Origin of the sequence: Thioalkalivibrio sp. XN279 (assembly GCF_011089885.1) — a bacterium.
Lineage (GTDB): Bacteria > Pseudomonadota > Gammaproteobacteria > Steroidobacterales > XN24 > XN24.
In genome coordinates, this window is sequence record NZ_JAANBD010000028.1 from 604,986 (window position 1) to 618,312 (window position 13,327).

Consider the following 13,327-nt stretch of genomic DNA (forward strand, 5'->3'; position numbering starts at 1 on the left):
CGATCGATCATGCCCCGAAGCCAAATTTCTCTTTCGGGACGTCACGGACTTCCTCGCACGCGGCGCGGAAGTCGTACGGAACCTCATCGGCACAATCCGGCCACTTGCCCCTGGCCAGCCACAGCTCGACAAGACCGAGGCGGGCGCAAAGCCGCGGGAAGCGCGGGTCGTTGCGCAGCTCGGGCATGCCTGCCTGGAACATGAGCGTCGGGCGGTAGCCGTCCGGACCCATGATGTCGTAGGGCGTTCCGGTGGGCCCGAGCGCAGCAGTCTCGGCAACCTGGTATGCCTCATCGACCAGGCCGAGGTGCGCGGAGTAGACCAGACGGCCGACGTCAATGCTGCCGGTCTTGCCCAAGAAGTCCTCGACCTCGCGCCACCAGGCCGCGATTCTTTCGGGCGACGGGTCGCGCTTGGCACGGATGAAACTGAGGCCGTCGCGGAACTCGTGCATCTGGCGCTTTTCGGCCAGGGCCAGCATGCGGTCGACGGCGTCCCAGTCCTGCTGGAAGGCGTAAGCCCGAAGCAGGCTGGAAAAGGGGAAGTTCATTCCCGGGGCACGCTCGACGACATCGGCGAATACGGGCACCGCCTCGTCGAAGCGGCCTGCAGCGATGCGGGCCAGTCCGACCATGTTCGCGGACATCACGCTGAGCGGGTCGAGCTGGAAGCAACGCTCTGTTTCCTCCAGCGCCTCGCGCACGCGGCCCATGGCACGGAGGCCCCAGCCCAGGTAGCGGCGCGTGTCGCTGTTGCCAGGGGCCGCCCGCATGCGCTCGATGAGCGTGTCGAACTCGAGGAAGCTGCCAAAGGCGGGCAACGCCAGGGCCTGCGCCATGCGGACGTACGAGCCCTCGGGGTCGAGCGCCAGCGCCCGGGCGGCGTCGTGCGCCATGCGCGCGGCATTCGCCGGACGCTCCGCGAAAGGAATGTAGAAGTGCAGCCAGGAGCGCAGGTAGACGAGGCGCCCCCACGCCTCGGCGAAGTCGGGCGCGCGCTCCGTGGCCACTTCGAGCAGCGCGACCAGGGGGCGAAACTCGTCCGGCGCATAAGTCTTGGGACTGGCCCGCAGGTAGAGATCGTAGACCGCAGGGTCGATCTTCCGCGGCGTGAATCTCGAAAATGCCTGGTCCAGCGCCTTCGCGATGCTTTCGGTGATGTCGTCCTGGACGGCGAAAATATCCTCCAGCCCGCGGTCGTAACGGTCCGACCAGAGCACGGTGTTCGTCTTCGCCTCGGTGAGGTGCGCGCTGACCCGCACGCGGGACCCTGCTCGGCGAATGGAGCCATCGAGCACATGCGTGCAGCGCAGCACGCCGGCAGCCTCGGCCTTGCGCTCACCGCGGAACTGGAAACTCGTGGCGGGTGCGATCACCTTGAGCCGGGCTCCGCGCGTGAGCCGCTGGATGATGTCTTCGCTGACGCCGTCGGAGAAGAAGCCCATCTCCGGATCAGCGGAGAGGTTCTCGAAGGCCAGCACCGCCAGCAGGGGCTCGGTGCAGGCTGCGTCCGACGCCGCCGTCTCCTGCTCGCGTCGTGCTTTCTTGGAACTCTCCGGCCGCGTGAGCGCGGTGTCGCCGGGGGCGGCAACCTCGCACACGTCCATTGGCTCCTCGATGCCGGCGAGGCGATAGGGTCCGTGCTCGGCCCAGCGCAACCCGGCGCACTCTTCGATACCCACGGCGGCTCGGCGGGCAAGATCGTAGGCGGAGCGCGTGAGCAGGATGCGACCGTCCCCCGCCAGCGACATGACGCGTGCTGCGGCGGCCTTGGCGAGCCCCTCCACCTCGAGCGGCTTGGCGCCCCGCGCGACGTCCTCCGGCGCGTTCTGGCGCAACACCACCTCGCCGACGTGAATGCCGACGCGGGCGACGACATGAGCGCCGTAGCCCGCCCCCAGTTCACGGAGCTTGTCCTGGTACGCAATGGCGAAGCGCACCGCTTCGATGGGCCGCTCGAACAGCAGCAGGAAGCCGTCGCTCTTGTCGATCTCGCGGCCATCGAATCCGGCCAGCAGGTCGCGGGCGGCGCGGTCGTGGCGGGACAAGAGTTCCGCCGCCCTGGCATCACCGAGGCGTTCTACGAGCTGCGTGCTGGCAACGAGGTCACACAGCAGCAGCGTGCGGATCACCGGGGTGGAGGCGGCCAAGCGAAGGCTCCTGCAAGCTGGACAGGCATACTCTGCACGACACACTGTACACCAGCGGCATCAGGCTTCATGTCGCCTCATCTGCCGCAGCAAAGCTTCATTCTGTTGCGCACGCCGGCCGGGTCGCCCTCATGCCCGCCTTTGCCACTCTGCCACGTCCACCCCCCTGAACAGCAGCCACAGGCACATGGCGCTCTCCGCCACGATGGCGACCAGGTAGATCGGCATCACGGCCTCGACGTGCGCCGGAAACAGGAAGCGCGTGTAGCTGCCGACGAGGTAAACGATTCCCGCCGCCCCGAGGAAGACGCCGAGCAGGCGCGGCAGGAATCCGGAACGATAGACCAGGTAACCAAGCAGGAGGCAGCTGAGGCCGAAGGGCAGCAGGCCGAGATCGTAGCCGTGGCTGTGAAGGTCGAGGAACAGGGCGGCGACGGCGCTGAGCTGCTCAGCACCAAAGAGCGCAGCGTACTCGGGACTGCCGAGCGCGATGATGGCCGCATGGTAGTGCAGCAGGTTGCCGCCGATGATCGCCGCCTGCACCAGCCGGAAGCACATGGCCATGAGTGCGAGCGTCTTGCTGACCGGGCGCAACAGGACGTACAGCAGCACCGCCAGCGCGATGTCGCACAACAACATCAGCGAATCTGCGAGAAAACCCAGCCTGAACAGGCTGGCGGACGCCTGGATGTTGGCCGCCGTGGCCGCCGCGTCACCACTCGCGATGATCCCGGCACGGACAACCAGCTCGCCCGTCAGCCCGAGCACGATGATCACCAGGTAGAGCAGGCCGGCCGTCCTTGCCAGGCGTTGCGGCGACATCCCCGCCTGCATATTCGGGATCATTGCGCGCTCCTTTGGGCCCGCGCCACCAGCGCTGTCGCGACGGGGAACAACACCACGTAGCCGATGATGCCGATATTGCGGACGCTCATGTTCTCCAACGGGACGCCGGCGAGCCCGATAAGGGCGAGGATAGCCGCGGCAAACAGGAACCGGCGGGCGATTTCATGGCCTGTCTCATTCCTCAGCGCCAGCGCAGCAAACAACGCTGCCAGCGCGAAGAAGAAATCCCACGCCAGGATGTCCAGGGCGTATGCGAGCGACGGCCAGGTGAAACTGAACACCAGTGGGGCCCACTCGGCCGCAGCAATTTCCGGCTGCCGGCTGAGAACCAGGATGGAAAAGTGCACGCTGCACGTGACGACGGCGCACAGGCTCATGAAGATGACGCAAAGTAATGCGGCGTGCCTGTTCTCTGCAGCCACGCAACCGTGCAGGGCCACCCCGAACAAGACCATGGCCGGTGCAATGGCCAGGATGAGCAGCTCCATGAGCGTGAACCAAGGATCGTGGATGGGATGCGCGGGCGTCGGCAGGGTGGCGAGCCCCACGACAAGGACGAGTGCATAGGCCAGTGACAGCAGCGGCACCAGCGCACCTGCGACCGCCATGAGCCAGCTCGACGAAGTTTCCGCGTCAGCGTGCGGGGCGGCAGCGGGATGCGAAGCGCGCGGCGTCATGCGCTAACCCTCTTCCCCGTCAGGCCCGCGCACACGGTCGTCGGCAAGCAGGCCATAAACATTCACGCCGTAAGTCTCGCCTTTTGCGACCCAACGCTCGCGCAGGAACCCTTCATGCGTAAACCCGAGCTTTCGCAACAAGGCGTTCGAGGCCGCGTTCTCCGGATTCACCTCAGCCTCGACCCGGCGTATCCCCATGGCGCCGAACAGGTAATCCAGCAGTGCGCCCAGCGCCTCGGCGGCATAGCCCCGGCGCCAGTGCCTGCGGCCGATGACATACCCGAGTTCCACGCGATTGCTGCCCTCGTCGTACTTGAACAAAAGGACCGTGCCGATGACCTTGTCGTCTTCGTTCCTGGCGATCACCAACTGCCTGGCGTTGCCGCTCATGCCGAGCGCCTGCATCCGCTCGAGCCACGCGGTCGCGTCTGAATCAGACGCCCAGGTCGCGTAGGGCAGGTACCGTGTGACCTCGGGGTCGCCGTTGATTTCGAGCAGGTCCGGCAGGTCCGCGCCGCTCACCTCGCGGAGGGTCGTTCGGGGCGTGGAGACCTGGGAAAATCGGGGTAGCGGCATCGCGACTCTCGGCTCAATCCTGCCCGCCACGCTGCGACACGATGAACTCCAGCGCTTCACGCAGCACCTTGTCCCCTTCCACAGGGACGGTCGGGAACCGCAGCGCGTGGTCCGGCCGGACCCCCTGCAACGCCTCGTCCCCATTCGGCCGCACGAAGTACGCCTTCGGGTAGGTTACGACGATTCCGGTCGACGGCAGGGTGAATTGTGCGGACGAGGCATGACTCGTGGGTACGTCGGCGGTTTCCTCGCCGAGGATTGTGCCGAAGCCGTAGTCCTGGATGATGGCCGCGACGGTGGTTGCATTCGAGTAGCTGCGGCGGTTGACCAGCGCCCAGACCCGGCCGGAAAAGCCGGGGTCCCGGCGCTCCGCCTTGGGAATCTCGAAAGAGAACCTCGCGCCGTCCTCGTGCTGCGTCATCGCCCTGAGCATCTGCGCCGAGATGCCGCCGGGATATTCCTCCGCCAGCCCCTCCAGGACCTCCCGGGTCCGCGCGCTGGCTTTCACAATAAATTCCGACGCGAAGCTGAACGGCTCGTCCGCGAACCAGGCAATCATCGGATCACTGAAGCTGTTGTCGCCGCCCGGATTGTTGCGCAGGTCGATCACCAGGTCCGTGGCGCCGGCGGCGTCGAATCGCTGGAAAGCCTCGTCGACAAAGGCCTTGAACGTCTCGAGCGACTCGCTCTCCCCGGTGGCATAGAAAGGACCGGGACGCAGGTAGGCGATGCCGTCCGGGAGCATGTGCGCTTTGCGGCTGTGCTGCTGCCTCTCGCGCGCGCCCTTGTGCTCTTCGAGCTCCATCGCCGGCACTGCGTCCACCATGAACGTCGCCTCGTCCCCGGCGCGGGAGCGCACGACGATCTCGAAAGCATCGACCTCGCCCATGTCGAGCCAGGCGAGGCGCGGAAACATGCTCTCCAGCTGGGCATGCGCCATGTACGGACGCTCCGCAGACACCAGCCGGCCGATGCGCTCGAGCCAGTCGGTCGCAGGGCGCCCGTTGAGCGCGAGCAGTTCCGTCCCGGGAGCGAGCGCGGCCACGCCGGAGTAATTGTGGGCGACCAGGACGCGTCCGTCCTCGACGCGAATATCGAGCGGCAGGAGCGTGCCGCCGGACAGGACGTACGCAATGTAGTCCTGCACGGGAAAATCGATTCTCGCATGCCCGACTTTGCCGAAAGTCACGAATGGCGTGAACAGGCGTACCGCTTCGAGACGGCTCATCGGTCCATCGATGGCGGCCGACAACTCCTCGTAGTAGCGATCGTAGGCGTCACGCGACTGGTAGGCGTAGAGATCGTAGTGAGCTGCGGCGAGCGTCTCGTAGAGGTACTTGAAGTCGGCACGGACTGCGTCCTGCGGGTAAACCTTGCCTGCTGGCGCCTGGGCCGGTTGGGCCAGGGCCCGCGGCATCGCCGTGGCGAGACAGAAGATGAAGAAAGCGGCCAGAAACCGTTTGTGCGTTGCAGTCATATCGAAGAGGCCTGCCTGGTCGGAAACAAAGCGGAGCAAACTAAGTTGCCGGGCGCGTCTTGTCCACGGGGATGTCGGCTATTCGTCACCGCTTGTGGTGTTTCATGACCGACTTCACGAGGCGACCGAAGTCCTTGTCCTTCTTGCGTCTCTCGACATACGACGCGTCATGGTACTCGGTCTCTTTCCTGAGCTTCAGGTAGGCCTGGTAGCGCGACTCGCTGAGGCTGCCGTCGTCGATCGCTGCGCGTACGGCGCAGCCGGGTTCCTGCCCGTGGATGCAGTCTGCAAAGCGGCAGGCGCGGGACAGCTCGTGAATGTCCGCAAAGCTCGCGTCGAGGCCCTCGCTCGTGCCGAGCAGCCCGAGTTCGCGCATGCCCGGCGTGTCGATGAGCAGCACGCCATCCTCCAGCACAAGCAGCTGGCGCCGCGAGGTGGTGTGTGTGCCTTCGCCGGTGCCGCTGACCGACCGGGTATCGAGTACGTCGCGCCCGAGTAGCCGGTTGATCAACGTGCTCTTGCCCACGCCCGACGAGCCGACGAAGCAGTACGTCTTGCCCGGCTCCAGGAGTGCACGAAACGCCTCCAGCCCGTCGCCGGTGGCCGTGCTGAGTGCAATGACCCGGGCGTCGATCCCAGCGCCGCTGATCGCCGCAACCAGGCCTTCGGTCTCGAGCGGGCTGACCAGGTCGGTCTTGCTCAAGAGGATCACCGGCTCGATGCCGCCTTCGCGGCATACCACGAGGTAGCGCTCCAGCCGGCGCACGTTGAAGTCGTACTGGCATGACTGGACGATGAAGGCCACGTCGATGTTGGCGGCGATCATCTGGAAATCCACGGTCTTGCCCGGGGCCTTGCGGCGGAGGTACGACTTGCGGGGCAACACCGCCTGGATGATCGCCAATGCCGGGTCTGCGAGCTCGATGCTGACCCAGTCGCCGACGCAGGGCAGCTCCGGGCCGGACTCGACGGTGAAGCGGAACCGCCCGGAAAGCACGGCAGGCGTCTCGACGCCGTCGCTCCGGACCCGGTAGGCATCACGGTCCACGGCGACGACCCTGGCCACAGGCTGGTTCATTTGCTATCCGGGCTTCCTGGCGATGTACACGCCATAGCTGACGTGCGCTTTGCAGGTCTCGTAGAGGCTGATCTCGCGTTGCTCCGCGGCCACGATGGCGCGGGCCTCGGTGCTGTGCCCATGGCGCTCGAGGAAGTCATCGAACCTGGCCTGCATGGGCCGGTAGTACTCGTCCAGCCAGCAGCGCTCCGGCAACACGAAATACCCGACCGGCGCATAGCCGTGCTTTTCCAGCACCCGGATCTTGGCCGAAGCCAGGTCGATCTCCGGATACTCCCTCTCCCAGTATTCCTGGAGTTCTGCCGGTCGCGTGTCAGTGAGCCAGGTGATCTCGGAAGCCACCAGCAGGCCGCCCGGCTTCAGGAATCGCTTCCACTCCGCCACGCCCTTTTCGAAACCGATGTTGTAGATCGCGCCCTCGGACCAGATGACGTCCAGTGCCTCGTCCGCGAAAGGCAGCGCGTCCATGGAGCATGCCAGCGTCGAGACACGGTCCGCCACGCCCAGCTTCTCGGCCTGTTGCTCCAGCACGTCGAGGAAATCCTGGAGGAAGTCGACTGCCGTGATGCGGGCATTCAGTAGCCGGGCGAGCAGCAGGGTGGACGCCCCCGTCCCGCAGCCGATGTCGGCAATCTTCAGTGGCGCAGAGCGGTCGATCCCGGCGAGATCGAGCGCCCGTTCGGTCTCGGCATCGCCGCCCGGTCCCTGCCGTCGGCCCGGCTTGTGCAGGTCGGCCAGGAGCTGGTAATCATCCATGGTTGTTGTCAGCCAATTTTTCGCCCCCGCAGGCTGTATACCAACGGTACGTCATTCCCCTTGTGGGCCAGGTAGAACCTGCCCGGCTCACGCTCCACCATGCCGGCGAAACAGTTGTACGGGCTGAAGGGGAATTCGTTCACTCGCTCGATTTGTATGCCGACGTCGAGCAGGGCGTTGATGACACTCGAGAGCGGGTGTGCCCATGTCGCCAGCCTGGTGATGACCTCGGCACCGTTCTCCGTGTAGGTCCCTTCCTCCTCGACGTCAGGATCGGGTCGGGTGAAATACGAATAGCCCTCCAGGAGGTCGTAAACCGGGTGAAACTCGACCATGTAGAAGGTGCCGCCCTCGGCCAGGTTCGCGGCGACGACGCCTGCCCACCGGGCCAGGTCCGGCAGCCAGCAGATCGCGCCGTACGAGGTGTAAACGATCTCGAACGGGCCACCCCCGTCACGCTCGTAGCCATACACGTCCGCACACACGAACTCCGCGGCCAGCCCGGCTTGCACCGCGAGCTCACGGGCCTGGGCGATCGCCACCGGTGAGATGTCCACGCCGGTGCACGTCGCGCCCCGGCGAGCCCAGGACAAGGTATCCAGCCCGAAATGGCACTGGAGATGCAGCAGGCTTTTTCCAGCGACGCAGTCGAGCTCAGCGAGCTCGATTTCCCGCAGAGACGTTCCGCCCGCCAGGAAGCCTTCCACGTCGTAGAACCGGGACGCAAAGTGAACCTTGGTGCGCCGGTCCCAGCCGGCCCGGTTCATGGCGAAGTACTCGGCGTCGGCCATCTCCGCTCCAAGCCGATTAAACGAAATCGAGGTCCCCGTGAAAATAAGCCGCCGTGGCGCCGCCGTCCACCAGGATGTCGCTGCCGGTGATGAAGGCCCCGTCCGGCCCCATCAACAGGGCTGCCACCGTGGCCACCTCGTCCGCGGTACCGGCGCGGCCCGCGGGACAACGCTCGATCATGCGGCGGTACCCGTCGCCATGGGGCCCCGACAATTCAGCGCGGGACAGGGGCGTCATCACGATGCCCGGGCTGACGGCATTGACGCGTGCCTTGCGGCGGCCCCAACGGACGGCTTCTGCCTGTACCCGCAGGGTCTTGCCGCGGTTCGCAAGCTCATAGGCATGCAGTGTGTCGCGGAGTCGCGCGGGCTGGAGCATGGGAAGGGCCAGGACTTCCTCGACCGGCGTCGTGGCCAGGGCCTTGCCTTCTTCCGCGGTGAGCGCCGGCAGCCGGTGACCGGCCTGGGACGCAATGACCACGCCGGCGCCCCCCGGGGCCATCACTGCGCCGAATGCCTCCAGGACGACAGCAGTGCCGTAGAGGTCCACCCGGACGATCATCTCCGGCCGGGACATCGAGGGAGAGGCGCCGGCCGCATGGACGAGCCCGGTCACCGCACCCATCCCTGCAGCCTTCTCGGCCAGGGCCTGGACGGAATGCGGGTCGGTAATGTCTACCGTCGCCGCGCTGACGTCGAAGCCCGCGCCCAGCAGCGTCTCCTCGGCGGAGCGGGCGTTCTCCTCGCGGAGATCGGCGACCAGGATGTGCTTGCCGGCGCCGACACGCCGGGCCACCGCGGTGCCCATTGAGCCGGGTCCGATGATGACGAGAACTTCTTCCACGCAGGGGGCTTCCTATTCAGGGATGCGCAGGCGCGCGGGCGAGGACGTCAACAATCGCTGCGCTGATTGAAAGCGTTTCTCCACCTCCTGGCGATCCTTCTCTTCCGGCAAACCGTCAACTGCGCCGCGCGCAATCATCGTGGCGTGCCGCAGCAGTGCAAGGCGATCCTCCTGCCGGTGTACAGATCCCGCGATCTCGGTAATCGTTTCCAGCAGACGGATGGTCACCGCGGTGCTGGAACGGCCATATTGCCGGATCTGGTTGAACGCCGCGTCGGTGACGTCCGCGAACGTGAAGACATGCGTAATGAGCCGCAGCTGGTCCTCCGTGTCGTATCGATAGGGCGACGGCATATCTCGTTCCGCCAGGCGGCACAGTGCCGAGCCCAGGCGGTCCACGCACGTCATCGCCGTGAAGGGGTCGTTCACCCCGGGTGAGAGCGCGCGGATCGCAATTTCGACGAGCTCGTTGACGCCGAACTCGATGTCCTGCCCGGACGTCCGCTGGTTGCCCAGGGCGAACGCGGAATGAACACGCTCTATCAGCTGGTCGTTAACCCGGTTGCCTGGCCATACGTGCACCAGCGGACGCGTCGCAACGACATAGTGGCCGGGGCGTGGCTCTACGCGAATAACGACATCCTCTTGCATGGCCAGCGCCATCAGGTCATCGCCATCAACGAACTGCAGGTAGCCGTCCGCGGCAGAGCCAATCGGACACGCCTCGGCGCCGAACCTGTCGAGGAAGTCGGCGTCGGGCGGCGCCTTTGGCGTCCGGGGGGCACCCCGTCCGATCTTCTCGGGAAACAGCCGCTCTATGCCTTCAATCAACTCCTTTCCGACCCGCGCCACGATCTCGTTGGCCTGGATAGAAACAGATACGTGATGAATGAAGTAGATCAACACCCCCACGCTCACCACCGCGAGCAGCACACCGAGACTCACAGAAAGGTGCGGGACGAATAAGGTCTCCTCGGCGCGGCGAATGGTGCGGAGGACCAGCAAGCAGTAAAGGAAGGTGGCGACAAAGGTGCCGAGCACCACCTGGGTCATGGTGTCGCGCATGAAATTGCGCAGCAGCCGGGGGCCGAGCTGTGACGAGGCGAGCGACAGGGCGACCAGCGTCATCGAAAAGACCACCCCGGCGATGGTGATCATTGATCCGGCGATGGTCCCCAGCAAGGCAGCCCCGCCTTCGGCCCCACCGGTGAAAGTCAAACCCCAGTTGAGCGCCAGCCAGTCCGTCGCCGCTGTATCCAGTGCCACGGTTGCGAAGGCCAACACCATCGCGCCGGTGGCCATGGCTGCGGGGAGAAACCAGAAACTGGAGCGAATGCGGTTGAATATTGTGAAAACCCGGACTCTCATGGCGAGGTACCGAGGAGGTCGAGCCTCAGGCGCAAGAAAGCGTCAGGGCGCATCATGGGCAAACGACCCCTTGGCGAGAAAGGCCAGGGTGTGCCGGATGGCATCGTCATTGCGCATGATGAACGTATGCGTGGCACTGACCGCCACGAAGTCGGCCATACCTTCGACTTTCGTTCTCGCCACCGAAACCTTGCCGTCATCCGGGCTCGGCAGCAACCGCGATAGCATGGGATTGACCGACTCTGTCCCGGCAATGACGCCGACGGGAAAGTCCACGGGACCGAGACTGGCCGGCACGTCGTTTTCGCCCGTGCCGAGTTCGAGACCGGCCGGGCCGTTCCACATGGCGAACCCCGGCGTGTCCCTGAGATTGTCCACCACTTCGCTGCCCTGGTTCGGCGGCGCCAGCATGACCACGCGACCCAGGTTTTCGATGCGATGGTTGCGGAAGTGGTAACGAACCAGGATGCCGCCCATGGAGTGCGTGACGAAGTGCACGGACTTCGCCTCGACTGCAGCGCACTGCGACAAGCCTTCCCCCACTGCGCGGGGCGCCAGTTCGGCGACCGGGTGGTGGCGGGAGGGATAATCGATATTGGCGACGTGATAGCCCGCAGCCTGCAGGGCTTCTTCCATCACCGACATGGAGCTGGCGGTACGCGCCAGGCCGTGCAGGAGGATCACGCACTCCGTCGCACGAGCGTATGGCGACGCCAGCAGGACAATGAGCAGCGCCGCAACTTTGACTCGGGGGTGCATGCTCCGGTTCGCCCTCAAGAAGACGCTTAAAGACGTCATTTTCCCACTTCCGTGGCCGGGCGCGAAAGCATCAGCGTGCTGGTTCGCGAAAAAGGGGGCTGCCAACCGGCAGCCCCCTTGCGGAGACGACGAAGATCGAACCGCCGGCTACTTCTGCCCGGCGCTCTTCTTGATCTTCTCGAGCAGCGCCAGCTGCGCGGCTGCCTGGGCCAGCTCAGCCTGGGCGATGGCGATGTCCTTGGCGGACTCGCGGTTCTCCAGCAGGTCCTGGGCGCGCTGCCGCGCCTGCTGCACGGCCGCCTCGTCGAGGTCGTGGGCGCGCGCCGCGGCGTCGGCCAGCACGGTGACGGCCCTGGGCTGGATCTCGATCATGCCGCCGGAGACGTAGAAGAACAGCTCCTGGCCCTCCGGCGTCTGCACGCGCACGCCGCCCGGCCGCAGGCCGGTGAGCAGCGGGGCGTGGTTCGGCGCGATGCCGATGTCGCCGAGCTGCGCCGGGGCGTAGACCATGGCTGCGGCGCCGCTGAAGATTTCGCCTTCGGCGCTGACGATGTCGACGTGAATCGTGCTCATCCCTTACTCCGGGCCGCGTGGCGCCGTGTTACTGCAGCTTCTTGGCCTTCTCGACGGCTTCCTCGATGGTGCCGACCATGTAGAAGGCCTGCTCCGGAATCGCGTCGTACTCGCCGTCGACGATGCCGCGGAAGCCCTTGATGGTGTCCTTCAGCGACACGTACTTGCCCGGCGAGCCGGTGAAGGCCTCGGCTACGAAGAACGGCTGCGACAGGAAGCGCTGCACCTTGCGGGCCCGGGTCACCACCAGCTTGTCGTCCTCGGACAGCTCGTCCATGCCGAGAATCGCGATGATGTCCTGCAGCTCCTTGTAGCGCTGCAGCGTGGCCTGCACCGCGCGGGCGCAGTCGTAGTGCTCCTGGCCGATGACGTTCGGGTCGAGCAGGCGCGAGGTCGAGTCCAGCGGATCCACGGCGGGGTAGATGCCCAGCTCCGCGATCTGGCGCGACAGCACCAGCGTGGCGTCCAGGTGGGCGAAGGTCGTGGCCGGGGACGGGTCGGTCAAGTCGTCGGCCGGGACGTACACGGCCTGGAAGGAGGTGATCGAGCCGGTCTTGGTGGAGGTGATGCGCTCCTGCAGCTGGCCCATTTCGGCCGCCAGCGTGGGCTGGTAACCCACGGCGGAGGGCATGCGGCCCAGCAGCGCCGACACCTCGGTGCCCGCCAGGGTGTAGCGGTAGATGTTGTCGATGAACATCAGCACGTCGCGGCCCTCGTCGCGGAAGTTCTCCGCGATGGTCAGGCCGGTCAGCGCCACGCGCAGGCGGTTGCCCGGCGGCTCGTTCATCTGGCCGTACACCAGCGCCACCTTGTCGAGGACGTTGGAGTCCTTCATCTCATGGTAGAAGTCGTTGCCCTCGCGGGTGCGCTCGCCGACGCCGGCGAACACGGAGTAACCGGAGTGCTCGATGGCGATGTTGCGGATCAGCTCCATCAGCGTCACGGTCTTGCCCACGCCGGCGCCGCCGAACAGGCCGATCTTGCCGCCCTTGGCGATCGGCATGATCAGGTCGATGACCTTGATGCCGGTCTCGAGGATCTCGACCGAGGCCGCCTGGTCCTCGTAGGACGGCGGGTCGCGGTGGATCGGCATGTAGGCGTCGGCGTCGACCGGGCCGGCCTCGTCGATCGGCGTGCCCAGCACGTCCATGATGCGGCCCAGGGTGGCCTTGCCGACCGGCACCTTGATCGGCTCGCCGGTGCCCTTCACCGCGAGACCGCGCTTCAGGCCCTCGGAAGCGCCCATGGCGATGCAGCGCACGATGCCGTCGCCGAGCTGCTGCTGCACCTCGAGCGTGATGTCGTTCTCTTCGATCTTCAGGGCGTCGTAGATCTTGGGCAGGTGCTCACGCGGGAACTCCACGTCCACCACGGCGCCGATGACCTGAACGATGTTGCCAGTGCTCATGGATCAGTTTCCTCTGTCTCGTATC

13 protein-coding genes are annotated in these 13,327 nt (G+C 65.8%); all 13 read right to left on the reverse strand.

Annotation, left to right across the window (positions count from 1 at the left end; genetic code table 11):
- Positions 1-7 precede the first annotated feature (7 nt).
- The 13 genes from G8346_RS12430 to atpD all read right to left on the reverse strand — a co-directional run bounded on the left by G8346_RS12430 (position 8) and on the right by atpD (position 13,302).
- The gene (locus G8346_RS12430; protein ID WP_166051691.1) at positions 8-2,149 is read right to left on the reverse strand and encodes an adenylate/guanylate cyclase domain-containing protein; all 2,142 of its coding nucleotides are present in this window, start codon (positions 2,147-2,149) and stop codon (positions 8-10) included.
- A 129-nt stretch (positions 2,150-2,278) separates the two neighbouring features.
- Positions 2,279-2,995, reverse strand: coding sequence for a DUF4386 domain-containing protein (locus tag G8346_RS12435; RefSeq protein ID WP_206202719.1), 717 nt, complete (start codon positions 2,993-2,995; stop codon positions 2,279-2,281).
- Positions 2,992-3,672: a hypothetical protein gene (locus tag G8346_RS12440; RefSeq protein ID WP_166051693.1), complete on the reverse strand. Its 681-nt coding sequence runs from the start codon at positions 3,670-3,672 to the stop codon at positions 2,992-2,994. Before G8346_RS12440 ends, G8346_RS12435 begins: the two co-directional genes overlap by 4 nt.
- Positions 3,673-3,675: 3 nt before the next feature.
- Positions 3,676-4,248, reverse strand: coding sequence for a GNAT family N-acetyltransferase (locus tag G8346_RS12445; protein WP_240901444.1), 573 nt, complete (start codon positions 4,246-4,248; stop codon positions 3,676-3,678).
- A 13-nt stretch (positions 4,249-4,261) separates the two neighbouring features.
- Positions 4,262-5,725: a S41 family peptidase gene (locus G8346_RS12450; RefSeq protein WP_166051697.1), complete on the reverse strand. Its 1,464-nt coding sequence runs from the start codon at positions 5,723-5,725 to the stop codon at positions 4,262-4,264.
- 85 nt (positions 5,726-5,810) lie between these two features.
- Positions 5,811-6,803, reverse strand: coding sequence for a ribosome small subunit-dependent GTPase A (gene rsgA, locus G8346_RS12455; RefSeq protein ID WP_166051699.1), 993 nt, complete (start codon positions 6,801-6,803; stop codon positions 5,811-5,813).
- A 3-nt stretch (positions 6,804-6,806) separates the two neighbouring features.
- Positions 6,807-7,559: a class I SAM-dependent methyltransferase gene (locus G8346_RS12460; protein WP_166051701.1), complete on the reverse strand. Its 753-nt coding sequence runs from the start codon at positions 7,557-7,559 to the stop codon at positions 6,807-6,809.
- Between the two features lie 8 nt (positions 7,560-7,567).
- Complete coding sequence (locus G8346_RS12465) at positions 7,568-8,350, reverse strand: bifunctional 2-polyprenyl-6-hydroxyphenol methylase/3-demethylubiquinol 3-O-methyltransferase UbiG (protein WP_166051703.1); 783 nt, start codon at positions 8,348-8,350, stop codon at positions 7,568-7,570.
- Between the two features lie 16 nt (positions 8,351-8,366).
- Positions 8,367-9,194 (reverse strand): SDR family oxidoreductase, encoded by an 828-nt coding sequence (locus G8346_RS12470; RefSeq protein WP_166051705.1) that lies wholly within the window; start codon positions 9,192-9,194, stop codon positions 8,367-8,369.
- A gap of 12 nt (positions 9,195-9,206) precedes the next feature.
- A complete protein-coding gene (locus G8346_RS12475; RefSeq protein WP_166051707.1) occupies positions 9,207-10,562 on the reverse strand; it encodes a DUF2254 domain-containing protein in 1,356 nt (451 codons plus the stop codon).
- A gap of 42 nt (positions 10,563-10,604) precedes the next feature.
- Positions 10,605-11,321 (reverse strand): triacylglycerol lipase, encoded by a 717-nt coding sequence (locus tag G8346_RS12480; RefSeq protein WP_166051709.1) that lies wholly within the window; start codon positions 11,319-11,321, stop codon positions 10,605-10,607.
- A gap of 147 nt (positions 11,322-11,468) precedes the next feature.
- Positions 11,469-11,894 (reverse strand): F0F1 ATP synthase subunit epsilon, encoded by a 426-nt coding sequence (locus tag G8346_RS12485; RefSeq protein WP_166051711.1) that lies wholly within the window; start codon positions 11,892-11,894, stop codon positions 11,469-11,471.
- 28 nt (positions 11,895-11,922) lie between these two features.
- The gene (gene atpD / locus G8346_RS12490) at positions 11,923-13,302 is read right to left on the reverse strand and encodes a F0F1 ATP synthase subunit beta (RefSeq protein ID WP_166051713.1); all 1,380 of its coding nucleotides are present in this window, start codon (positions 13,300-13,302) and stop codon (positions 11,923-11,925) included.
- Between the last annotated feature and the right edge of the window lie 25 nt (positions 13,303-13,327).

Coding starts and splice junctions, on each gene's coding strand:
- G8346_RS12435 (WP_206202719.1), bottom strand. CDS start 2,995: ATGATCCCGAATATGCAGGCGGGGATGTCGCCGCAACGCCTGGCAAGG.
- G8346_RS12440 (WP_166051693.1), bottom strand. CDS start 3,672: ATGACGCCGCGCGCTTCGCATCCCGCTGCCGCCCCGCACGCTGACGCG.
- G8346_RS12445 (WP_240901444.1), bottom strand. CDS start 4,248: ATGCCGCTACCCCGATTTTCCCAGGTCTCCACGCCCCGAACGACCCTC.
- G8346_RS12450 (WP_166051697.1), bottom strand. CDS start 5,725: ATGACTGCAACGCACAAACGGTTTCTGGCCGCTTTCTTCATCTTCTGT.
- rsgA (WP_166051699.1), bottom strand. CDS start 6,803: ATGAACCAGCCTGTGGCCAGGGTCGTCGCCGTGGACCGTGATGCCTAC.
- G8346_RS12460 (WP_166051701.1), bottom strand. CDS start 7,559: ATGGATGATTACCAGCTCCTGGCCGACCTGCACAAGCCGGGCCGACGG.
- G8346_RS12465 (WP_166051703.1), bottom strand. CDS start 8,350: ATGGCCGACGCCGAGTACTTCGCCATGAACCGGGCCGGCTGGGACCGG.
- G8346_RS12475 (WP_166051707.1), bottom strand. CDS start 10,562: ATGAGAGTCCGGGTTTTCACAATATTCAACCGCATTCGCTCCAGTTTC.
- G8346_RS12480 (WP_166051709.1), bottom strand. CDS start 11,321: ATGCACCCCCGAGTCAAAGTTGCGGCGCTGCTCATTGTCCTGCTGGCG.
- G8346_RS12485 (WP_166051711.1), bottom strand. CDS start 11,894: ATGAGCACGATTCACGTCGACATCGTCAGCGCCGAAGGCGAAATCTTC.
- atpD (WP_166051713.1), bottom strand. CDS start 13,302: ATGAGCACTGGCAACATCGTTCAGGTCATCGGCGCCGTGGTGGACGTG.